General features: G+C 40.4%; 15 protein-coding genes and 6 tRNA genes. 20 read left to right on the forward strand and 1 reads right to left on the reverse strand.

All coding sequences use genetic code 11. From position 1 onward, the window contains the following. Positions 1-6: 6 nt before the first annotated feature. The 20 genes from HPC41_RS21160 to HPC41_RS21250 all read left to right on the forward strand — a co-directional run bounded on the left by HPC41_RS21160 (position 7) and on the right by HPC41_RS21250 (position 20,661). Positions 7-663, forward strand: coding sequence for a peptidoglycan recognition protein family protein (locus HPC41_RS21160; RefSeq protein ID WP_172396082.1), 657 nt, complete (start codon positions 7-9; stop codon positions 661-663). Positions 664-1,081: 418 nt separating this feature from the next. Then, positions 1,082-2,326, forward strand: a complete 1,245-nt coding sequence (locus HPC41_RS21165) for an exo-beta-N-acetylmuramidase NamZ family protein (RefSeq protein WP_172396083.1) — start codon at positions 1,082-1,084, stop codon at positions 2,324-2,326. 72 nt (positions 2,327-2,398) lie between these two features. After that, a complete protein-coding gene (locus tag HPC41_RS21170) occupies positions 2,399-5,884 on the forward strand; it encodes a SusC/RagA family TonB-linked outer membrane protein (RefSeq protein WP_172396084.1) in 3,486 nt (1,161 codons plus the stop codon). A 13-nt stretch (positions 5,885-5,897) separates the two neighbouring features. Beyond that, positions 5,898-7,754: a RagB/SusD family nutrient uptake outer membrane protein gene (locus HPC41_RS21175; RefSeq protein WP_172396085.1), complete on the forward strand. Its 1,857-nt coding sequence runs from the start codon at positions 5,898-5,900 to the stop codon at positions 7,752-7,754. Positions 7,755-7,904: 150 nt separating this feature from the next. Further along, entirely contained in the window at positions 7,905-9,761 is a 1,857-nt protein-coding gene (locus HPC41_RS21180; RefSeq protein WP_172396086.1) for an outer membrane protein assembly factor BamB family protein, read from the forward strand. Between the two features lie 42 nt (positions 9,762-9,803). Continuing rightward, positions 9,804-11,630 carry a glycoside hydrolase family 9 protein gene (locus HPC41_RS21185; protein ID WP_246250938.1) on the forward strand — a complete coding sequence of 609 codons (1,827 nt, stop codon included), beginning with the start codon at positions 9,804-9,806 and terminating at the stop codon, positions 11,628-11,630. A 50-nt stretch (positions 11,631-11,680) separates the two neighbouring features. After that, entirely contained in the window at positions 11,681-12,325 is a 645-nt protein-coding gene (locus HPC41_RS25460) for a polysaccharide deacetylase family protein (protein ID WP_343043867.1), read from the forward strand. A 21-nt stretch (positions 12,326-12,346) separates the two neighbouring features. Beyond that, entirely contained in the window at positions 12,347-13,159 is an 813-nt protein-coding gene (gene murQ / locus HPC41_RS21190; RefSeq protein WP_172396087.1) for an N-acetylmuramic acid 6-phosphate etherase, read from the forward strand. A 36-nt stretch (positions 13,160-13,195) separates the two neighbouring features. Continuing rightward, positions 13,196-14,686 (forward strand): sodium:solute symporter, encoded by a 1,491-nt coding sequence (locus HPC41_RS21195; RefSeq protein ID WP_172396088.1) that lies wholly within the window; start codon positions 13,196-13,198, stop codon positions 14,684-14,686. Positions 14,687-14,755: 69 nt separating this feature from the next. Beyond that, complete coding sequence (locus HPC41_RS21200) at positions 14,756-15,571, forward strand: purine-nucleoside phosphorylase (protein WP_172396089.1); 816 nt, start codon at positions 14,756-14,758, stop codon at positions 15,569-15,571. A gap of 23 nt (positions 15,572-15,594) precedes the next feature. Next, complete coding sequence (locus HPC41_RS21205; protein ID WP_172396090.1) at positions 15,595-17,664, forward strand: putative porin; 2,070 nt, start codon at positions 15,595-15,597, stop codon at positions 17,662-17,664. 139 nt (positions 17,665-17,803) lie between these two features. Then, positions 17,804-17,881: transfer RNA gene (locus HPC41_RS21210), tRNA-Val, on the forward strand. A gap of 9 nt (positions 17,882-17,890) precedes the next feature. Continuing rightward, positions 17,891-17,968 (forward strand) — tRNA-Val (locus HPC41_RS21215). 9 nt (positions 17,969-17,977) lie between these two features. After that, a tRNA-Val gene (locus tag HPC41_RS21220) sits at positions 17,978-18,055 on the forward strand. A 9-nt stretch (positions 18,056-18,064) separates the two neighbouring features. After that, positions 18,065-18,142 (forward strand) — tRNA-Val (locus HPC41_RS21225). 9 nt (positions 18,143-18,151) lie between these two features. Next, a tRNA-Val gene (locus tag HPC41_RS21230) sits at positions 18,152-18,226 on the forward strand. A 35-nt stretch (positions 18,227-18,261) separates the two neighbouring features. Further along, a tRNA-Val gene (locus HPC41_RS21235) sits at positions 18,262-18,336 on the forward strand. 632 nt (positions 18,337-18,968) lie between these two features. Next, entirely contained in the window at positions 18,969-19,376 is a 408-nt protein-coding gene (locus tag HPC41_RS21240) for a nuclear transport factor 2 family protein (protein ID WP_172396091.1), read from the forward strand. Positions 19,377-19,394: 18 nt separating this feature from the next. Next, positions 19,395-19,973, forward strand: coding sequence for a TetR/AcrR family transcriptional regulator (locus HPC41_RS21245; protein ID WP_172396092.1), 579 nt, complete (start codon positions 19,395-19,397; stop codon positions 19,971-19,973). A 25-nt stretch (positions 19,974-19,998) separates the two neighbouring features. Beyond that, on the forward strand, positions 19,999-20,661 hold the full coding sequence (locus HPC41_RS21250) for an NAD-dependent epimerase/dehydratase family protein (RefSeq protein ID WP_172396093.1): 663 nt from the start codon (positions 19,999-20,001) through the stop codon (positions 20,659-20,661). A 421-nt stretch (positions 20,662-21,082) separates the two neighbouring features. Here HPC41_RS21250 and HPC41_RS21255 read toward each other — a convergent pair whose 3' ends face one another. Continuing rightward, positions 21,083-22,279 (reverse strand): acyloxyacyl hydrolase, encoded by a 1,197-nt coding sequence (locus HPC41_RS21255; protein WP_172396094.1) that lies wholly within the window; start codon positions 22,277-22,279, stop codon positions 21,083-21,085. Positions 22,280-22,355 lie beyond the last annotated feature (76 nt).

A 22,355-nucleotide genomic window follows, 5' to 3' on the forward strand; every position in this document is an offset into this window, starting at 1 on the left:
TGACTTATGAAATTCGCTAGTTATTTAATGACAGGTGTTATGCTGATGTTAACATCTGTGGGATTTGCCCAATCGCCCAAGATTGTCCAAAAGCCAATCACTTGGAATCAAGAACGTATACAATTGTCCATGGATTATTTGAAGAATAGACATGGGTTAAGCCAAGCTACGCCAACTATTCATCCTAAAATAGTTGTGGTACATTGGACGGCAAACAACAGCGTAAAGGCAACCTTTAATACATTCAATCCGGTGAAACTACCGGGAAGACCCGAACTGACGAAAGCCAGTGCCCTGAATGTTTCTTCTCAATTTGTCATTGATCGCGATGGAACAATCTATCAATTTTTGCCAGATACAATTTTTGCCAGACACACCATTGGTCTCAACTATTGTGCGATTGGCATCGAAAATATAGGTAGTCGGCAGAATCCTTTAACTGATGCGCAGCTAAAGGCAAATGAGGAACTTATACGTTATCTTAGTAAGAAATATCCTATTGAATATGTGATCGGTCATCATGAATATCAGCGCTTTAAAAAGACTTCCTGGTGGAAGGAAACTGATCCAAAATATATCACGGGTAAAGACGATCCAGGAGATATATTTATGAATGCCCTGAGAGGTCATTTGTCTGAATTAAAGCTAAAACCCTTACCCTAACGATTTACAGTACATCAATTGACACCATTATTGGAGCCTGATTTTCTCTATAACAATTTTGGGTTTGCCTTGTGATTTTGCATATTTGCCGTATTTTGCCGAATTGTTAAGAAGGTGTTAATATAAACTTTTCCATTTTTCTGTTTCTTTTCTGTTGTTTTATAAACAGCTAATTAAATATTTTATAGTATTTAATTAGCTGTTTATAAGTGTATTGTATTTTAGAATTTATTTTTTTTGCTTTATAAATTGAATATTTAATACTCTATCTTTTTGTTATTTGTAAGTGTTCACTTACTTTCTTTTGCGTTTTTATAGGGGATTTTGTTTTAAAAACGAAAACTTCTACTTACTTTTATTCTGATTTTCAATTATTCATGCATAAAACTGCATTTATGTGTGAGCAAATAGTCTATTTATGATGAAATATACCTTACTAATGTTAACCTGTGTGGTCTCTTTTCTTTCTCTAGCCTCTTGTGGTCAAACACGAAGATCTGTTCAGATGGGTGATAAGAATGCGATTGGCACTGTGAACGATATTGCTGCTGTTGCTATTACTCCCGGAGCTGATCGATTATCGTCTTATTTACCGCAGCTAAAAGGTAAGAAAGTTGGTATTATGGGGAATCAAACTTCCATCGTAGGGGTGGATAAAAGGCACTTAGTGGATGTTCTGCTTGAAAATAAGGTGGATCTGAAGTTTGCCTTTGCTCCAGAGCATGGTTTTCGTGGTAATGTTGAACGTGGGGAGAAATTTGGTAATGACATAGATCGCAAAACAGGATTGCCTTTGTTTACCCTGTATGGAGGAAATAAAAAACAAGATTCGATTGTCAATTCCATTGATGTGATGATTTTTGATTTACAAGATGTTGGTGCACGTTTCTATACGTATATTACTTCGTTGCACCGTGTCATGGAGTTATGTGCAAAGCATAATAAAAAACTCATTGTGCTGGATCGCCCCAATCCAAATGGTGATCAGGTGGATGGGCCTGTGCGGCACGACGATAAATTCAAGTCTGATGTTTCCTGGCATAAAATCGCAATGATCCATGGGTTAACGATCGGTGAACTCGCGCAGATGATCAATGGGGAAAAATGGTTGGAGAATGGGCGTCAGGCTGACCTAGAGATCATAAAAGTTCAAAACTGGGATCATAAGAAGATGTATGACTTGCCGGTAATTCCATCTCCGAGTTTGCCTAATCAGCTTTCCGTGCGTCTGTATCTGTCTTTATGCTTGTTTGAAGGTACGGATATCTCGGTAGGCCGCGGTACTGATTGGCCTTTCCAGGTTCTCGGATATACAAATCCAGTGTATGGATCTTTTACGTTTACGCCTGGTGAGCGTCACGGTATGTCAAAACATGTGGAAGGAAAAGGAGTCAAGAATTATGGTATAGATCTACGTGATCTGAATCCTAATGAGCAAAAATTCACACTAAAATATCTTTTAGACTTCTATCAGAAAACACCAGACAAGTCCACGTTTTTTGCGAGACCTGAGTTTTTTGACAAGCTGGCTGGTACAGACCAACTGCGCAAGCAAATTATTGCGGGGGAATCTGAGATGCAGATCCGGGATTCTTGGGCTGCTGACTTAAAGGCTTACAAGCAAATGCGCAAAAAGTATCTGCTGTACACTGATTTTGAATGAGGTATAGCAAGCAATAATAACGAATAACTAACAATATTAACTAAAATCATTTATTTTAAAACTCTATAATCAATGAGAAAATTAGTACTATTTTCTGTTGCTCTTGGATTGAGTTTTCCTTCTGAATCCTATTCTTTCGTAAAGAAAGAAGGCGCTTTGAGTGGCTCTAACTTACCGAGCGCTCTTCTTCGCTCTTTATCGAAAACTACGGTTCAAAATACGGTGCAAGGTACTGTAACGGATGGAAAAGGTCCAGTCTCTGATGTAAGTGTATCTGTTATTGGCGGAGGGGTGTCAACTAAGACTGATGCACAGGGGCATTTCAAAATTATAGCTGCTGTGGGAAGCAGGTTGCGATTTTCATCGGTAGGCTATATCTCAAAAGATATTGCCGTTACTTCGAATTCGCTTAATGTGACCTTGGTTAGCGATGACCAAGCGTTGGACGAAGTTGTTGTAGTCGGTTACGGTACTCAAAGAAAAGGGAATTTGACCGGGGCTGTTTCAACAATTAATGTGAAAGAAAATTTACAAAGCCGTCCGATTGCAGATGTCGGAAGGGCCATTCAAGGTACGACGCCAGGATTTAGTGTGACAGTGCCCAGTGGTGAAGTAGGATCTGACCCGACAATGCGTATCCGGGGTGCAATATCATCTATTCAAGGAAATAGTAGTCCGTTGATTTTAGTGGATAATGTTGAGATTCCAAGTATTCAGTATGTTAACCCTGATGATGTGGAATCAATTACTGTATTAAAGGATGCCGCTTCTGCTTCTATTTATGGTGCAAAGGCCGCTTTTGGCGTTGTATTGATTAAGACAAAAACCGGTGGTGGCTCGGAAAAAGTTACAGTAAATTACTCGAACAACTTCTCATTCCAAAATCCATATAAAAAATTGGAGATGGGCCGTGTAAATGCATTGAAATATACAATTGATGCACTCGAGCGTATTGGTGGAACCGAGACTGGTGCTTTCTATAAGGTTAATAGGGAAAGTTATGAGCGGGCTGTTGAATGGGACAAAAAATATGGGTCATCTATAGGTAAAGATGATCCGACAGTATACGGTCGGGATTGGTATGTTGATCCAGGGGCGCCGACGAAAAAGTATGGTGTTAGGACCTATGATCCATATGATTATATGGTGCGTGAATGGGCTCCGACACAAACGCATAACCTATCCTTAAATGGTTCTATAAATAAAACACAATATACAGCTTCATTCGGTTCTTTAAATCAAAGTGGTATGTTGAAGGCCGGTGATTCAGATAAATTTAAAAGATATAATGCAGCTCTGCGCTTAAATACAGAATTAAATAAGTTTGTAACTGTGAGGGCAGGGGCTATGTTTGCACAACGGAACAAGGTTTATCCATATGCGACAAACTCGACTACTGCAGATCCGTGGTTATATATGTATCGTTGGAGTTCCCTTTATCCAATGGGCTATGACGAAAATAATAACCCGATAAGAAGTCCATGGAGTGAAAATGAAGCTGCTAACCAAGCTTCTATGTTGCGCAATTATATTAATTTAAGTGCTGGTGCTACGGTTAATATCATGAAAAACTGGAAAGTTGATATTGACTATACATTTACCAATGAAGATTATAACTGGCGGAAGAATGGAACACGTTATACGGCTGCAAACTCTTGGGTAGCTGCCAAACAGCGGTTTGACGCACAGGGAAATCCTGTTTATGTGAATGGAGAAGGCACTGTTGTCAATAAGGGTGATGATGGTGCAAGTTTGGCTTATGATCTTTCTAATGATATGTATACAGCCAATGGTTCCGCGCAGGATCATATTTATATGCGTTCGCAAAACGAACATAAACATACAGTGAATGCCTTTACGACATATGAGCTTGCTCTGAACGAAGACCACAACTTTAAGTTTATTTTAGGGTTGAACCGGGTGACAAACGATGGTTCTTATCATTGGACACAGCGTGCAGATTTATTGGATATTAAAAATCCTCAATTTGATTTGGCAGTAGGGCAGGTTACTGGTAGTGGCGGCGAGTACTGGGAGTCGCAATTGGGATATTTTGGCCGGATAAATTATGCTTATAAAAATAAATATCTGTTCGAAGGTAATCTTCGCTATGATGGAGCATCAAAATTTCCAGGGGATTTGAAATGGAGGTGGTACCCATCTTTCTCGGCGGGTTGGGTAGCTTCGGAAGAGAAATTTATGGACTGGTCAAGATCTGCACTTAGTCATCTGAAATTTAGAGGGTCTTGGGGGGTAATCGGAAACCAAACTGTAGATTCAGACCTATATATTGCAAATATGTCGGCTGGGCAAATTAACTATATCGTGAATGGGGCGCTGTTGAACGCGGTCGGTTCGCCTAAATTGAATTGGCCAGATGTGAGCTGGGAAAATATTGAGACATTGGATTTTGGTGCTGATGCCCGCTTCTTTAAAAATAAACTAGGAATTACGTTTGATTGGTATCAGAAAAAAACCAAAAATATGTTTGCGCCATTAGAGGGTACTACATATACGTTGGGTGCACCTGCACCGCTTGGGAATTTCGGTACATTGACGACAAAAGGTTTTGAGCTTGCTGTAGATTTTAACCATCGTTTTGAAAATGGTTTAGGGGTCAATTTTAGGGCCAACTTTGATGATGCGAAATCTGTATTTAGTGGTTATACGTCTTCAAGAACAACAGGTATAAATTATGATGGTAGGGTGTATGGCGATATTTGGGGGTATGAGACGGATCGTTTGTATCAATATAGCGACTTCGTTTTAGGTGGTGACGGCAAACCGCAGCTCGTGGAGATGAATGCAGGGATGAGTAAGTATGCTACAGGAAGTGCTTATCTGTTAAAAGAAGGTTCGAATGGTGAAAAACCTGTTTATCAGCCTCGTTTCCAAAATTCTACCAATTTTTATTTTGGTCCTGGGGATGTGAAATTCAAAGACTTAAATGGTGATGGAGAAATTGATAATGGCGACGGTACTATTGATAATCCTGGGGATATGAAAATTATCGGTAACTCTACACCGCGTTATCAGTATGGTTTTAGAGCGGGAGCAGACTGGAAGGGCTTTGATTTGTCTATTTTCTTCCAGGGGGTTGGCCAACGAAAAGTTTGGGGAGCAGGATTCTTAGCTATACCGGGTTTCAATACTTCGGATGGTGCTATGCCAGCTACTTTTGTAAACGATTATTGGACCGAAGATAATCAGGATGCGTTTTATCCGGCTGCATTTAATAATGGTGGAAGTTTAAATGTAAATAATATGCAGATACAATCCCGTTATTTGTTAGATATGTCATATTTGAGGATTAAAAACTTAACATTAGGCTATTCTCTTCCTCAGGATGTGCTCAAACGGGCGAAGCTGAATAATTTAAGAGTGTATGTTTCTTTAGAGAATTTCTTCACCTGGGACAAACTGCGAGGATTGCCTATCGATCCGGAGGAAGTTGAAGGGTATTCGCTTTTTAATGAGACGAATTACAACAGTGGGCGTACTGGGGTAGGAACGCCAACTTTTAAAAGTGCATCATTTGGTGTTCAGTTAAACTTTTAAACGAATTTGACAGATGAAATTAAATAGAATAAAAATTGGATCTATCATCCTGTCTGCAGTATTGCTGGGCACTGGGTGTAATAAAGATGTTCTCGATAGACCGGATAAAACGAAGGTAATTGATAAGGATTTTTGGCGTAATGAAGCAGATGTTCGCTTATATGCAAATGATTTTTACCTAAACTACTTTGTTGGCTATAATACGTTTTATGGTACAGCATATGCGCCTTTGGTAGGTTATAACTATGCGGATGATTTTACCTCGGAGGGTACCCAAGGGGGATTTGAAACAATTGTTCCGACAACGCGGGGGACGACACCATCGTTGACAGGTGGTACTCCCGCTCCGGATATATTGACGACCTATTCTGGCCCAACATGGAATTTTTATTGGGTGAGAAAGGCGAATATCATGCTGAATAGAGTTGATACAAAAGCGAAAGCAAATATGACCGAAACGGAGTATAAGCATTGGACTGCTGTGGCTCGTTTTTTTAGAGGCTATGAATATTCAAGGCTAGTTTCGGTATTCGGTGATGTTCCTTATTTTGATGTAGAAGTTGATCCGATGGATCAAGCTATGATGTATAAAGAGCGGACAAAACGTGGCGAGGTCATGGATAAGGTTTATCTTGATTTTGAGTATGTATTAGATAATATGCGTGCAGATGACGGCAAGGGGTATGTAAATAAATATGCGGCAGCTGCTTTGATCTCTAATCTTATGCTATTTGAGGGGTCTTGGCAAAAATATCATGGACTAGATCAGGAGCGTGCCAAAAAATACCTTGGTCTCGCTCTAAAAGCTGCAGAGGTGGTTATGAATAGTGGTAAATGGTCTTTTAGTAGCGATTTCAAAAGTTTGTTTGCGTCAGAGGACTTATCGAGCAATGCGGAAGTGATTTTCTTCCGAACATATAATGATGCATTGAAAGTAACCCATGCAGTAGGTTCCTATAGCAATGGAACTGAAGGGCAAAAGGGTGTTAACTTGGATTTGTTAAAATCATTTATCTGTAATGATGGTAAGGTTTGGCAGAGTTCGGCTGTTGCAAATGCATCTGATTTCTCTATGAAATCTTTGGCAGAGACCAGAGATCCTCGTTTTGAGGCGACTTTTATGAACGTTGTCAATACGGCTTCATCTACCTTGGCTTATGGTCATAAGTTTGCGGCAAGAGAAGTTCTTTCTTACATTGGTAAGACGTATCCGGCAAAATGGAGTAGCAATACAAATACAAATGATGCTCCTGTTGCTCGCTTAGGTGAAGTCGTGCTCAATTGGATTGAAGCGAAACAGATTCTCGCGGAGTTTTTTGGCGGTGCAGCGGTTACGCAAGCTGATTTGGATAAATCCATTAATGCAGTTAGAAATAGGCCTTTGGATGCTGACGCTATAGCAAAAGGTGTTAAAAAAACAGCTCCTTTGTTGTTGGGTGCTTTGCCAAATGATCCGCAGCGCGATGCAGATGTTTCGCCGTTGATGTGGGAGATCCGGAGAGAGAGGAGGATGGAATTTGTTTATGAATATGCGAGGTTGAATGATATTCGTCGATGGAAGAAATTGGATTACATGAATTTCTCCCGAAATGTGGATTATTCTTTAGGTCCGTGGGTGAATATTAAAAAAGATCTTCCTAATCGTTTGACAAAAGCTTACGAGGGTGTTTTGAAAGTTCGTGATGCTGCGGGTAATACAATAACTTACAATGGCACGAACGGGGATGCTATGGTTGGCTACTATATGGTTCCGAAATTTGCAAACCGGGTGAGTTTTACTGATCGTGTTTATTTGTCACCTGTCGGATTAAATCAAATCCAGCAGTATGCTGATTTGGGCTATATTTTGGCACAAACACCAGGTTGGTAACGCTGATGGCGAATTGTCTAAGCCTTTCTGAAATATTCAGAAAGGCTTTTTATTAAATAACCAATTTATTGGTATATAATATCATGCATAAAAACGCATTTTTATTTTTTATTTGCGCATAAAAACGCTATTTTTAAGAAAACTTAATCCATGAAACCGAAGTTTACTGCTGTTATTATTGCATTATTATGCATTTTCAACTTCTCCTTTGCGCAATCTTTTAAATTTGCCCATGTGACGGATACGCATGTTGGTGGTGCAACAGGAGCGGACGATCTGCGCCGTACTGTAAAGGATCTAAATACATTGACAGATATTGATTTTGTTATTCTCTCCGGAGATATCACGGAGTTTGGCGCTGATCAGGAACTGAAATTGGCAAAGCGGATTTTGGATAGCTTGCAGCTACCCTGGTACGTAATTCCGGGCAATCACGATGGCAACTGGTCTGAAAATGGAGCCAATACCTTTCGTACTGTCTTTGGGGGGGAGACTTTTTTCTTTAAACATAAGGGCTATCAATTTATAGGCACCAATTCGGGTCCGAATATGCGTATGAGTCCGGGGCAGATCCCGCGTGAAAATTTGGTGTGGATGGACTCTATCTTTGCTGCGAATCCAGATAAAAGAACACCATTAATTTATATCAATCACTATCCCCAAGATTCTTCCCTGAACAATTGGTTTGATGCATTAAAACGTGTCAAGACACGAAATGTTCAATTGGCGTTCTGTGGACATGGTCATAGTAATAAGGCCTACGATTGGGAAGGAATTCCGGGTGTGATGGGACGGTCTAATCTGCGCGCAAATCAAGCTGTGGGTGGATATAATATCGTCACCATTGCCGATGGGAAAGCTTCCTATCAGGAACGTAATCCAGGCGTAGGGACGCAAGAAAAACCTTGGCTGGAGGTGCCTTTGTTTGATCATCATTATGAAAAGGAGACTGCTGTTTACCCACGTCCAAGCTATGCTGTCAACGAAAAATATGCGGATGCCGTTCATGTGAACTGGACTTTCGAAGACGCGAGCGACATAGGTGCCGGACTGACCATTGATAAAAACAAAGTAATTACTTCAAATACTGCTGGGGATATTTTTGCGCTGGATCTTAGATCTGGTAAAAAACTTTGGTCTTATCGGACTGGAGGAAAGGTGTATTCCACTCCTGGCGTCTGGAAGGGTATTGTCGTGGCAGGATCTTCAGATCATTTTATTTATGCTGTCGATGCAGAAAATGGAAAACTCCTCTGGAAGGTGCAAACAGATAAAGCTGTATTGGGATCACCCCTGATACAGGATGGTGTTGCTTTTATCGGCGGATCAGATGGTAAATTCAGAGCCTTGGATGTAAAGACTGGACAATTAAAATGGAGTTTTAACGGAGTCAAGGGTTTTGTGTCTACTTTGCCAACGTATTATTTGGGCAATGTCATTTTTGGCTCTTGGGGGAACGGATTTTATGCATTGGATGCAGAAACTGGAAAACTATCCTGGGAATGGAATAACGGACACGCGAACCGGATGTTTTCAGCTGCTGCCTGTAATCCTGTTGGGGTAAATAATCGTGTTTTTGTCGTTGCACCGGATCGCTTTATGACTGCGCTGGATGCAAAGAATGGTGCTGTAATCTGGCGCGAAAAGAAAGATTCGATTCGTGTACGTGAGTCTATGGGATTAGGGGTGAATAAAAAACAGGTGTACGTAAAGACAATGGATGGCGATTTATTGGGCATCGCTACAAAGGGAGGGCAGATGAATGTGGTTTGGAGATCAAAGCTGAAATTACCTTATGAGCTAACTCCTTCTGCGATTAAGACAAACCGCAAACTGGTGTTTGTGCCGAGTCATTCGGGTTTGCTTTCGGCGGTGGATGCAAAAACAGGCGCGGTTATCTGGCAATACAAAATTTCCAACGGTATGGTTAATCCTGTTGCTGTTCACGGAAATATGGAGGTCGTGGCGAGTACGATGGATGGGAAAATAGTTTCTTTGCGTTTCTAAACAACCGTTTGAATCGATTTTATTAAAAATAAATGCCTTATTATGATAAAAGAATGTCTAAACTTCTTAAATTTACGTCAAGCTTTTTTGCTTGTTTTTGCATGTTTTGTTTTTAACTTTGCGCAAGCACAGCAAAATGCTTGGATTCGAATAAACCAATTAGGCTATACTCCGGCAGGCAAAAAGGTCGCAGTATGGGGCGGGAAATCAATCAGGCAGCTTCGTTCTTTTGAGGTTAAGAATGCAAAGACAGGCAAAACAGTCTACGCCCATCCTGTAGGAAGGGATTATGGCGCATATGGCCCGTTCGTTCAAAGTTTTCGATTTGATTTTTCGGCCATACAGGATACGGGAAGTTTTTTTATTCAAGCGGCTGAAATTAAATCTCCATATTTTAGAATTTCCCCTGATGTTTATAAGGGTGCCGCAGACTTTGTATTACGCTATATGCGTCAACAACGAACATTGTTCAATCCTTTTTTGAAGGATAGTTGCCATACGCACGATGGTTTTACGCTGTATGCAGGTAAAGTGGGGATAGCGGATAGTACGCATATTGATGCTGGCGGAGGATGGCATGACGCGTCTGATTATTTGCAGTATGCAACTACCTCGGCCAATGCGACATTTCACCTGCTGGCAGCCTATCGGGACTTTCCACAGGTGTTTGCTGATCAAAAGCAGGCAAATGGCTTAGATGGAAAGAATGGTCGTGCTGATGTGCTGGATGAAGCCAAATGGGGATTGGACTGGTTGTTGAAGATGCATCCAAAAGCGAATCAGATGTACAATCAGATCGCGGATGATCGGGATCATGCAAGTATGCGTATGCCTAAGGAAGATCCGTATTATGGTAGGGGCTACGAACGCCCGGTGTATTTTATTGATGGTGATCCGCAACAACGGGGCAAGTTTATGAATAATACGACGGGGACAAGCTCTACTGCGGGGAAATTCAGCAGTGCCTTCCGCTTGGGATCGGTACTTTTTGGAAAAGATGATAAAAATTATGCAAAGCTGTTGTCTCGGAAGGCAGAGACGGCTTATGCGTATGCAAATATAAAACCGGGGGTGACACAGACGGTGTCCGTCAAATCACCCTATATCTATGCCGAGGACAATTGGGTGGATGATATGCAGCTGGCGGCAGCCATGGGGTTTTCGGTAACAGCGAAAAGGAAGTTTGCTGAAGAAGCGCTGCGGTATGCCAGACAGGAAAAAATAACGCCTTGGATGGTAACAGATACTGCCGCACATTATCAGTGGTATCCTTTTATCAATTTGGGACATTATGAATTGGCTAAAAAATTAAAAGGACAGGATCGCGAGGAGATTGTCTCATACTACAGGCAAGGTATTGAAGAGGTGACTAAGAGGGCTGAGCAAAATGCATTTTTAAGAGGAATCCCTTTTATTTGGTGTAGCAATAATTTGACGGCTTCTTTCGCTATTCAATGTCTCTGGTATAAAGAGTTGACAGGAGATAATCGTTTTGATGAACTGGAGCAGGCCAACTTTGACTGGCTTTTTGGTGCCAACCCTTGGGGAACAAGTATGGTATACGGACTTCCGTCTTGGGGCGACACACCCGTTGATCCGCATTCTGCTTTTACCTATTTGGGCAAGCACCCGATTGACGGTGGATTGGTGGATGGTCCGATTATGGCGTCTACTTATCGTAACTTGATCGGTATTAAGTTGAATAACCCCGATAGTTATGCAGATTTTCAGAGTGACCTAGCAGTTTATCATGACGATTATGGTGATTACAGTACCAATGAACCTACGATGGATGGAACGGCTTCACTGATTTACTTGTTGGCAGCGAAAGAAGGAAAGGCGTTGGGGGAGCCTGCTGGAAAAAAGTAAGTAGGGACCCCTTCGGTGCTATTGTCCGAGGTGATTCCCTAGTCAAAAAAGTGGCCTTGCTTTTTACGGGGCACGATTTATCGGAGGGGACGGATGCGGTTTTGAATAGTTTAACGCGTCATCATGTGAAAGGGAATTTTTTCCTTACAGGGGACTATCTGCGGAATGCAGGTTTCAAACCTTATGTTCGACGGATGTTAAAAGATGGACATGTGCTGTCAGGGCATTCCGATAAGCATCTCCTGGTCAGTGACTGGGGAAGCCGGGATGAATTGCTGGTCAGCCGGGATTCGTTCCTGCGGGATTTGAAGACCAATCTGGATGAGCTGGCACTTTCGGGGATAGATACAGGGCGACTGCACTATTATATGCCGTCTTACGAATGGTATAACAATCAGACGGTTGATTGGGCAAAAGAAATCGGGCTGTCTTCCATCAATTATACGCCCGGAATACGGACTGCCGCAGATTACACTTATCCGGGAATGGGTAAACGTTATCTGTCTTCAGTGGCGATTTTGGAGGGACTTTGGTCTTATGAAGAGCGGTTCGGCCTGAATGGTTTTATGATTTTGATCCATATGGGTACCGATGCCAGACGAAAAGATAAGCTATATCATCATTTGGATGATATCATCACAATATTAAAAAAGAAAGGTTATCAAATAGTGGATATACCAAGTTTATTGAATTAAGAAATACAATATATATTAAGAATGGTTAATACAACGGAGAAAGATTCGAATTATCAGGATTTGGACAAGATGTCTGTACATGAATTATTGACTAATATCAATAACGAGGATAAATCTGTGCCGCTAGCTGTTGAAAAGTCAATTCCTCAGATCGAAGCATTGGTTAAGGTTACTGTGGAGAAAATGAAAGCTGGAGGCCGAACGTTTTATATCGGGGCGGGTACCAGTGGTAGACTTGGGGTCTTAGATGCATCTGAATTACCTCCAACTTATGGTGTGCCATTTGAATGGATCATTGGATTAATTGCGGGTGGTGATACCGCAATCCGAAAGGCAGTGGAGTTTGCCGAAGATGATCTAGAGCAGGCTTGGAAGGATATGGAAGCTTACGATATTGACGAGAATGATGTTGTTATCGGTATTGCTGCTTCGGGTACAACACCTTATGTCATCGGTGGTTTGAAGACCGCAAACGAAAAAGGACTTGTAACGGGGTGTATCGTTTGTAATGATGGCTCTCCGATTGCCGAAGTTGCGCAATATCCAATTGAGGTTATTGTCGGTCCGGAGTTTGTGACGGGGTCTACCCGTATGAAATCTGGTACAGCCCAAAAGCTTGTATTAAATATGTTTAGCACGGCCGTAATGATTCAGCTTGGCCGCGTTAAGGGGAATAAAATGGTCGATATGCAGTTGTCAAACCACAAATTGGTGGGTCGCGGTGTTCGTATCATCATGGATCAGACAGGTGCAGCAGAAGAGGATGCTGCCGCTTTGCTGGAACAATTTGGCAATGTAAGACAAGCGATCGAAGCCTATCAGGCGACACATTAAAATCATGACCTTTCACTCACCCATTAAAAACAAACTATGTCACCAGTCATATTATTATCCTTTATCGTAATCTATTTTGCGGTCTTACTCGCCGTAGCACACTTTACCTCAAAAGGATCTTCAGATAATTCCACCTTTTTTGTGGCTAACCGAAATTCGAAATGGTATATGGTGGCCTTCGGGATGATCGGTACCGCACTCTCCGGTGTAACCTTTATCTCCGTCCCGGGGGCAGTCGGTGCCTCTGAATTTAGCTATTTTCAATTTGTTCTGGGCAATGCAGTGGGCTTCGTTATTATTGCTTATGTATTGCTCCCACTATATTACAGGATGAACCTAACCTCCATCTATACGTATTTGGAAGAACGTTTTGGACATACAACTTATAAAACCGGTGCGGCGATTTTCTTGGTTTCCCGTACCATCGGTTCGGCCTTTCGCTTATACCTGGTCGCTATTGTTTTGCAGCACTTTATTTTTGACGCTTGGAATGTGCCCTTTGCAATCACAGTGATGATCTGCCTGGTGCTTATCTGGTTGTATACCAATAAGGGCGGCTTAAAGACCATCATTGTGACGGACACCCTTCAGACGACCTTTTTAGTGACCGCTGTCATTCTATCGATCTATTTTATGGCTAAGGGACTGGATTTTGGAATTGTGGATACTTTCGAAGCAGTCAAAGAAAGTAGCTACTCCAAAATATTTTTTTGGGATGACTTTGTAGGAAGCAAAGCCAATTTTTGGAAACAGTTCCTGGGCGGAATTTTTGTTACCATTGCCATGACAGGGCTTGATCAGGATCTCATGCAAAAGAATCTGTCAATGGGAACGATCAAAGAAGCACAAAAGAACATGATTACATTCACAAGTGTGTTTGTGGTAATCAATATTTTCTTTTTGGCCGTGGGAGCCCTGTTGTATATCTATGCTGCCAAAAATGGCATTGATGTATCGCAGTTAGCCACACGTGACTACCTGTACCCAGAGATTGCATTGAACCACCTGGCGATTGTTCCGGCAATCATCTTTATGATGGGATTGACTGCGGCAACATTTGCAACTACTGATAGTGCGCTTACAGCGTTGACAACTTCATTCTGTGTAGATTTCCTGAACTTCAATAAGAAGGAAAACCCAAATGATCCTGCTCTTGTCAAAAAGCGTAATTACGTTCACTTTGGCTTCTCGATCGTTATGTTATTGGTCATACTTGTATTTAAACTGATCAATGATGATTCTGTAGTAAATGCGATATTTACTGCAGCCAGCTACACTTATGGACCACTATTGGGATTATTTGTGTTTGGGATCTTTACCAAATATGCGGTGCGGGACAAGGCAGTGCCTTATATCTGTGTGCTGTCCCCTACGGTATTGTATGTATTGAAAACTTATGTGATTGAAGTATATACACCGTATGTTATCGGGCTCGACTTGATTATCATCAATGGTTTTATCACTTTCTTGATGCTTTTGGTCAGCTCTCCAGGTAAAGCGGACGAGAAGGCGCTTTCCCATAATTAAGCTGCTATATTTGATTTGTGCGTACAAAAAAATTAAGTTAAGTTTGAGATACTTAGTTTTTTTGTACGTATGTATCATAGCATAAATGAAACGACGGAGTTTATCCGTAGAAAAATTGGAGATTTTACTCCAGAATTCGGTATCATCCTAGGTACTGGTTTGGGTAAATTGGTTGATGAGATTGAAGTCGAGTATCAGCTGATGTATTCCAATATCCCTAATTTTCCCATCTCTACAGTCGAATTTCATTCCGGTAAATTGATTTTTGGAAAATTGAATGGTAGAAATGTGGTTGCCATGCAAGGTAGACTTCATTATTATGAAGGTTATGATATGCAGCAGATTACTTTTCCTATCCGTATCATGAAAGTGCTGGGTGTCAACAAGCTCTTTGTGTCAAACGCTGCCGGATCGCTGAACCCGGATGTCAGAATGGGTGATCTGGGTATTATCGAAGATCATATCAACCTCTTGCCTGATAATCCCTTACGTGGACAGAATCTAGCCGAATTTGGTCCTCGTTTTCCAGATATGAGCGAACCCTATAGCCGTGAAATGATTGAACAGGCGCTTGAGATTGCTTCAAAACATAAAATTACAGCACGAAGGGTTGTTTATGTCTCTTCTCCCGGGCCAAATCTGGAAACAAAAGCAGAATATAAATATATGCGACTGATCGGTGGTGACGTCGTTGGGATGAGCACAGTGCCTGAAGTCATTGTTGCCAATCATATGGCTCTTCCGGTGTTTGCAATCTCTGTTGTTACCGACGAAGGTTTTCACAATGAGCTAAAACCTGTCTCCTTGCAGGAAATCGTCGCCGTTGCAGAGAAAGCAGAACCTAAGATGACATTAATTTTGAAAGAATTGATAGCTTTGCAGTAAATTTAGACTATATACAATTTTAGATGAAGTTGATCGTACGCGTATTAGCCGCACTGTGTGTCTTACTGGTTTGTTCCTTGGATGTTGTTGCGCAAAGCAATGAGGATTGGAGCAGCGCATTGGATTCGGCGAGAGCCAAAGAAGATGGTAAAAAAGATTCGGTTATCCTGTCTGCAAAGTATATCCGTTATGCAACATTGGATATGCTGAAAAAGGGCACCTATACAAGACAAATAGATACTTCACATCGCAATTACCAATATTATAATCCCCAAAACCAACCCTGGAACCCAAGTGTAAATCTGGGTGCTTACGGCCTCGCAACACGCGATTTATTATTTCAGCCCAAAAAAACAATAGGATTTCAATCTGGGTTTTCTGCCCTTGAACGATATTTGTTAAATCCGGACTCTGTTCAATATTTTAGGGCGCGGGCGCGTTATTCTGAATTGTCGGCGGTGGGATTCTTTTTCAATGATCAGGTCTTTCGGGCCCGGGTGGCGCAAAATATCAATTCGCAATGGAATATGAATGTTGATTTCCATTCAACGAAAACAGATGGATTTTATCTTAATCAAAGCTATGCAGATCTGAAAGCATCGGTGGCCTCATGGTATGAATCGAAAAACAACCGTTATAATTTGTTGATCAATGCGGTTTTCAACCGATTGGATGCTATGGAAAATGGATCTATCATTGAAGATCGGCCATTTGCCGCGGAGAACAAACAGGCTCCGGATCGGTTTCCTACTAAATTTAGGGATCCTTCCAATGCGACTATACCAAGATCCAAATGGTGGGATAATTCACTGTTCCTGCGGCAGTCGCTCTATGTTGGCCGGATTGATACCGTGGATAAGGGGAAGCCTACCCAGCAGATTTATCCGACAAACAGCATGGCGCATAATACGCGGATCAGAAAGCAGACGTATAACTTTTTCAAAAATATGCCTGATGAAAATGCTGCCTTGCCTTATAATAACAAAGCTTTGACGCTCAATAGTGATAAAACGGGCATCACAAACGTGTCTAATGAATTCGAATACAGCTTTTTTTTGCGTGGTAAATCAATTTTTAAAAATGAAGCTAAGCTAAATCTTGCTTTTCAACACGATATGAATTGGGTAGAGCAGAGCCAATTAGATTCTTTGCGTTTCTATACCAACCAGGCTGCCTATCCCGAACCACTGAAGAAATTGCCGGATAGTACAACATTTGACCGTTTCTATCAAAATGGAATCGTTAAAGGAGAGTTGGGCTACAAATTTTCAGATCGGTTAGATTTTAGTGTGAAAGCTAATCAAATTGTTTTTGGACATAATATTGGTGATTTTCTCTATGAAGCAAAAGCGGATATTTCCATGGGAGATAAAATCGGAAAGGTAACGCTTTCTGCTTATTCGCAGAACAAATCACCTGAAATGGTTTTTGAAAACCTAAACTATACCTATGCCAAGTGGAATGACCTGGATTTTAAAAAGATCAAAATTCAAAATGTAGCCTTTCAATATCGTAACCCTACGCTTGGATTTAATGGAAAAGTGGAGTATTTCCTAATGAATAACTATACTTATTTTGAGGAGTTGTCGAATCCGCAGAATGACCGAAAAAAGGACAAATGGATCAATCCGGCGCAATTGGATAATGCCAACCTGTTGAAGGTGAGCGTGGGACAGAAATTTAAACTCAACCATTTTACATTCGATAACTTGGTCGTTTACCAAAAGACTGATCAACAGAATGTGCTGGCTGTTCCCGAACTTTATACTTGGCACAGCCTGTATTATAGCAATCTCTTTTATAAAGTCATTGACTACAGTATCGGGATTGACGCTAAATTTAATACACCTTATGCCAATCCAAATTATTCAATACCAACAGGACAGTTTTATAACGCTTATCAGCAGATCGAATTTTCTACTTATCCGATTATGGACTTATGGATCACTGCAAATATACAGCGTGTTAATATGTTTTTAAGTTATAATTTTCTAAATCAGAATTTTTATCCAAATGGTTATTATACGGTGAGACGTTATCCGATGAATACGGCAAACTTTAGATTTGGTATTTCATGGAAGTTTTACGATTAATTTCTGTGAAAATTATATGGGTGTTTCTTAGCTTGTTGCGGGTTTTGATGTGGAAAATCTTCGAAAATAATTTTGAGAATAGAATTTTTAAGCTATATTTGCACACGCAATTAGGGAACGGCGTTCTTTAAAAAAGTATGGAGGCTTAGCTCAGCTGGTTCAGAGCATCTGCCTTACAAGCAGAGGGTCACTGGTTCGAATCCAGTAGCCTCCACCATACAAAGTCGGAGAATTAGCTCAGCTGGTTCAGAGCATCTGCCTTACAAGCAGAGGGTCACTGGTTCGAATCCAGTATTCTCCACCAATCCAAAACGGAGGCTTAGCTCAGCTGGTTCAGAGCATCTGCCTTACAAGCAGAGGGTCACTGGTTCGAATCCAGTAGCCTCCACCATACAAAGTCGGAGAATTAGCTCAGCTGGTTCAGAGCATCTGCCTTACAAGCAGAGGGTCACTGGTTCGAATCCAGTATTCTCCACCAATCCAAAACGGAGGCTTAGCTCAGCTGGTTCAGAGCATCTGCCTTACAAGCAGAGGGTCACTGGTTCGAATCCAGTAGCCTCCACAAAAGCATCTCAACTGGTGCTTTTTTTTTCGTTAGGGGGTTTAGCTCAGCTGGTTTAGAGCACTACCTCGACAAGGTAGGGGTCACTGGTTCGAACCCAGTAATCCCCACAAACCCTCTTTACAGTCCGTAAAGAGGGTTTTGTATTTTTGGCGGAAAATTTATTGGCTTTAATAGTAGTGTAAAGGCTGTTTTTTGATTCGAGCCCATTGAGGTTTTTGGTCAGATAGACTAGTAAATTCCGACTAAGTGTTAAAGATTGGAATACGATCATAAACAATGTTATATAAATTTTACGATCTGAACGTAGTAGTCATTTGAGAAATACAAAAGTGTACATCAAAAAACGACCGTTATTTGATAAAGAGAATTTTATAGCCGGACAAAGGTGCTATACCTTTATCCGATAACTTTTGAACTAAAAAACAGTCAAATATCATAAGCATTAATTGGTTATTAAATTGAATTTCGTCAGTAACATGCGCTACCTCATCGATTTCATATTCTGTACCTAAACTTGTCTTATGGTACAAGAGATAATCACAAAGCTTTTAAGTAATCTTGATAATTACCAATTTTTCTACTTGTTAGTAAGGTGAAGACCGCGTCCATTATTCACCATTGATCTAACTCGACTTAGCTTAAGATTTAAGACAAACGCTTTAAACCTTTTTATTAGTTATTCCATAAATAAATTGTTGTACATTTGAATGACTGACTAAACAGTCACTAAATTATAAATATGGGAACAAAAGAAATCGCAGAAAAATATTTCAATGCAATGGTGGCCGGAAAGTTCGATGAAATGACCAAATTAAAAACGCCTGATTGTGTTTATTGGTTGAGTGGAGATGGATCGTGGCCATTTGGAGGTTACCAATCGTTAGAAAACCAAGCAAAATTATGGGGCACCGTAGCAGAACGGTTTCCGGGGGGAATGAAGATGACGCTTAAATCTCTCACAGCAGACGAAGAGCGGGCAGCACTTTATGTTCATATCGTGGGAACTAGAAAGGATGGTCGTATTTACGAAAACAATGTGATACTACTTTTAACCTTCAACGACGGCTTAATTACCGGGCTTTATGAGTATTTGGATACCATTATGGTTAATGAATTATTCTGTGGCCCGATGGATGATGAAAAGTAATAGTTAACAACATTAGGAATGCAATCTGAATCTATGGATAAAAGGGAGAAGCTACTTCAAACAGCATTAGAATTATTTGTAAAACAAGGATTTAATGATACACCAACAAGTAAAATAGCAAAAGAGGCAGGTATAGCAACAGGGACTTTGTTTTATTTTTTTCCGACTAAAGATGAGTTGATTATTTCACTTTACTTGAAAGTAAAAGGGCAGGCGACAGAAAGTATAAATGTTGCACTGACAGAAGTTAAATCAACAAAGGAAGTCATCAAAACTTACTATGAACAATCGCTGAAATGGTCGCTTCGTAATCCCAACGAATTTTCATTTCTTGCTCAGTTCTCCAATTCGCCCTATCTGAAAAAAATTGGTGCTGATGAAATTTCGGCTCAGATAGCTCCCGTACTACCACACTTTCGTCTGGCTATCGAGGAACAACAGATCGTTGATATTGATGTAAATTTATTGTATGCATTGATTAGTAATCAAGTATTTGGTGTAAATCAATTCCTTTCGGCAAATAAATTCACCAAAAAAGAACAGCACAACATCATTCAGGATACATTCTTTATGTTTTGGAAAATGATTGAACGCTGATGAGCAACGTAATGAAAATGAGAAAATGAAAATAATAATTACAGGAGCCACCGGGATGATAGGGGAAGGCATTTTGCTAGCTTCTCTTTATCATCCCAATATTACTGAGGTATTGATGGTGAACAGAAGAGCTTCTCCATTAAAGCATCCGAAACTTTCTGAATTGATCGTAAAAGATTTTACAGATTTAGCCGGATATAGCGCTAAATTGACTGGCTACGATGGCTGTTTTTATTGCGCAGGAATAAGTTCCTTTGGAATGAAGGAGCAGAAGTACAACTTCATCACTTTTTATACCACAATAATGTTTGCAAAGGAGCTTGCCCGTTTCAATTCAAATATGGTTTTCTTTTACTTATCTGGAGTGTATGCAGATAGTTCGGAAAATGGAAAAATAATGTGGGCAAGGATAAAAGGCAAAACAGAGAACGCATTAAAAGAGCTACATTTTAAAGCCGCTTACAGTTTCCGACCAGGTTTTATTATTCCGTTGAAAGCACAAAAAAATGTAAGATTGATTTATAAAGGACTTAACCTTATCTACCCTTTTGTTTTTCCAAATAAAACCTTGACCTATGATGAAATCGGAACTGCATTAATGCGGACACTGACACTTGGATACAACAAAAACATTTTAGAAATAAAAGATTTAAAATTAATTGCAAGACAATCCAAACTGTACAAATAAAATTTAATAACAGCTGAAACTGGCATTATCAATATTCCCTCATTTTGTAATAAAATCAGTACTTCAGAGATAATTGTATTTATTTGGCCTTATAATTCCTGCTGCATTGTTATTTTAATTATGGATTATCATAAACTCATTCCATTAATCAAATCTCATTTTTCGTTTTTGATGATGAGTATTTGATATTTTGAACGCTTCTAAATTATACACCCTTAAATTTCCTTTTGATAACTATTTGCTAGATTACTCATAGTAAGGTTTATACGATTTTTTTTGCTAAATCGGCGATTAAGCACAAATCAGATAGGAAATGGTTCGAGAAGCGCCCAGTTGGGTCCACAATAAAAAAAGCGTTCTTATGAACGCTTTTTTTATTTAAGTTCTCCGCTGTCTTTAAAACGATGGGGCGTTTTTGCTTTTAATGGTAGGCTGGGTTTGTGCGTTTCTTGCCTAATTTAAAACCGTAGCCAGTAGTCCATTCAATAAAGTCTGCCTTACCACCATGTGCTTTAATGGAAACTCCAGCAAAGAACTCTTTATATACTTTGTAGCGTAAGCCAGCTCTTAAATATACAGGAGTGCTTTCCCCATTAAACTTGTTACGGTGCAGGTATACGCCCACATTTCCATTAATATATAATCTGGAGTTGAGGACATGGTCTATGTAAAAAGCAGGGCCATAGGAAAACAATGAAGCAAAGTTGCCTGCTTTGTCACCTGCAATTTTCTCATCGTTACCACTTGCTGAATAGAATGCATCCAGCCCGGCGCCAAGACGCCATTTGTAACCTAAATGCTTGCTGTAATAGGCACCAAATGTTGATTTAAAATATTGACCATCATGTTCCCGGTCGATCTGCTTAAATCCAAAGGCATAGTTGAAGTGGAGCTCTTCCGTTTCTTCCATTTTTGGAATGGCGCTTTTTCTGAAGTCAAATGGTTTGCTTGTTGGGGTATAAGATACCGACAAACTCAAGGGGAGTAGATTGATTCCTGTATTCGGTAAGGCTAATGCACCATTACTGAAATGGTGGAAAGCCACACCGGCACCGACCTGGAATTTTTGGCTCAATCTATAATTGGCCTGAAGACCGAGATCAATAAATACATTGTTTTTGCTCCCTATAATAAGGTTGAAGGGATTTTCCTCCTCATTATAGGGGTTGAACCTGCCCGAAAGGCCCAGCGCAATTCGGTAGTTAAAGTTCCATTTACTATTGATTTTCGGTTTGATGGGGATCGCAACAAATCCATAAAGCGCAAAGGGTCTGCCCAAGTGTTCCTGGCCAAATGTGCTGCTATAGACGCCCACGCCATAGATCGGATAATTGTATATTTCGTTATAGATACTTTTTAGCGAATCTTGAAATTGTGTCTGAAAGCCAACGCGAAAGTTTAGGCCGCTATAATAAGAATCGGCCAGGGTTTCCTTGGTTCGTTCGTTGAATTTGAGTTCGCCTCCGCTCTCATGCTCAACTTGAAATATTAGCCTTGTTTTTGCAGGTTTATGGCTATTTGATGTGTCTTTTTGATTTTCGATTCTGGGGGTGACCTGCGCTTTTGCACAAACGGAAAAGAGCGCGAAGACCACAAAAACAAGTATGCTTGATCTCATGAATTAAAACGTTAGCGTTTTTTTAACTTGTGCAAAAATAAGAATGATTAACCATTGTAACAATATTCATTAAACT

The organism is Sphingobacterium prati (genome assembly GCF_013167215.1).
GTDB classification, from domain to species: domain Bacteria; phylum Bacteroidota; class Bacteroidia; order Sphingobacteriales; family Sphingobacteriaceae; genus Sphingobacterium; species Sphingobacterium prati.

Excerpts from the sequence above, each read along its gene's own strand:
- HPC41_RS21160 (WP_172396082.1), top strand. The coding sequence starts at position 7 with ATGAAATTCGCTAGTTATTTAATGACAGGTGTTATGCTGATGTTAACA.
- HPC41_RS21165 (WP_172396083.1), top strand. The coding sequence starts at position 1,082 with ATGATGAAATATACCTTACTAATGTTAACCTGTGTGGTCTCTTTTCTT.
- HPC41_RS21170 (WP_172396084.1), top strand. The coding sequence starts at position 2,399 with ATGAGAAAATTAGTACTATTTTCTGTTGCTCTTGGATTGAGTTTTCCT.
- HPC41_RS21175 (WP_172396085.1), top strand. The coding sequence starts at position 5,898 with ATGAAATTAAATAGAATAAAAATTGGATCTATCATCCTGTCTGCAGTA.
- HPC41_RS21180 (WP_172396086.1), top strand. The coding sequence starts at position 7,905 with ATGAAACCGAAGTTTACTGCTGTTATTATTGCATTATTATGCATTTTC.
- HPC41_RS21185 (WP_246250938.1), top strand. The coding sequence starts at position 9,804 with ATGATAAAAGAATGTCTAAACTTCTTAAATTTACGTCAAGCTTTTTTG.
- murQ (WP_172396087.1), top strand. The coding sequence starts at position 12,347 with ATGGTTAATACAACGGAGAAAGATTCGAATTATCAGGATTTGGACAAG.
- HPC41_RS21195 (WP_172396088.1), top strand. The coding sequence starts at position 13,196 with ATGTCACCAGTCATATTATTATCCTTTATCGTAATCTATTTTGCGGTC.
- HPC41_RS21200 (WP_172396089.1), top strand. The coding sequence starts at position 14,756 with ATGTATCATAGCATAAATGAAACGACGGAGTTTATCCGTAGAAAAATT.
- HPC41_RS21205 (WP_172396090.1), top strand. The coding sequence starts at position 15,595 with ATGAAGTTGATCGTACGCGTATTAGCCGCACTGTGTGTCTTACTGGTT.
- HPC41_RS21240 (WP_172396091.1), top strand. The coding sequence starts at position 18,969 with ATGGGAACAAAAGAAATCGCAGAAAAATATTTCAATGCAATGGTGGCC.
- HPC41_RS21245 (WP_172396092.1), top strand. The coding sequence starts at position 19,395 with ATGCAATCTGAATCTATGGATAAAAGGGAGAAGCTACTTCAAACAGCA.
- HPC41_RS21250 (WP_172396093.1), top strand. The coding sequence starts at position 19,999 with ATGAAAATAATAATTACAGGAGCCACCGGGATGATAGGGGAAGGCATT.
- HPC41_RS21255 (WP_172396094.1), bottom strand. The coding sequence starts at position 22,279 with ATGAGATCAAGCATACTTGTTTTTGTGGTCTTCGCGCTCTTTTCCGTT.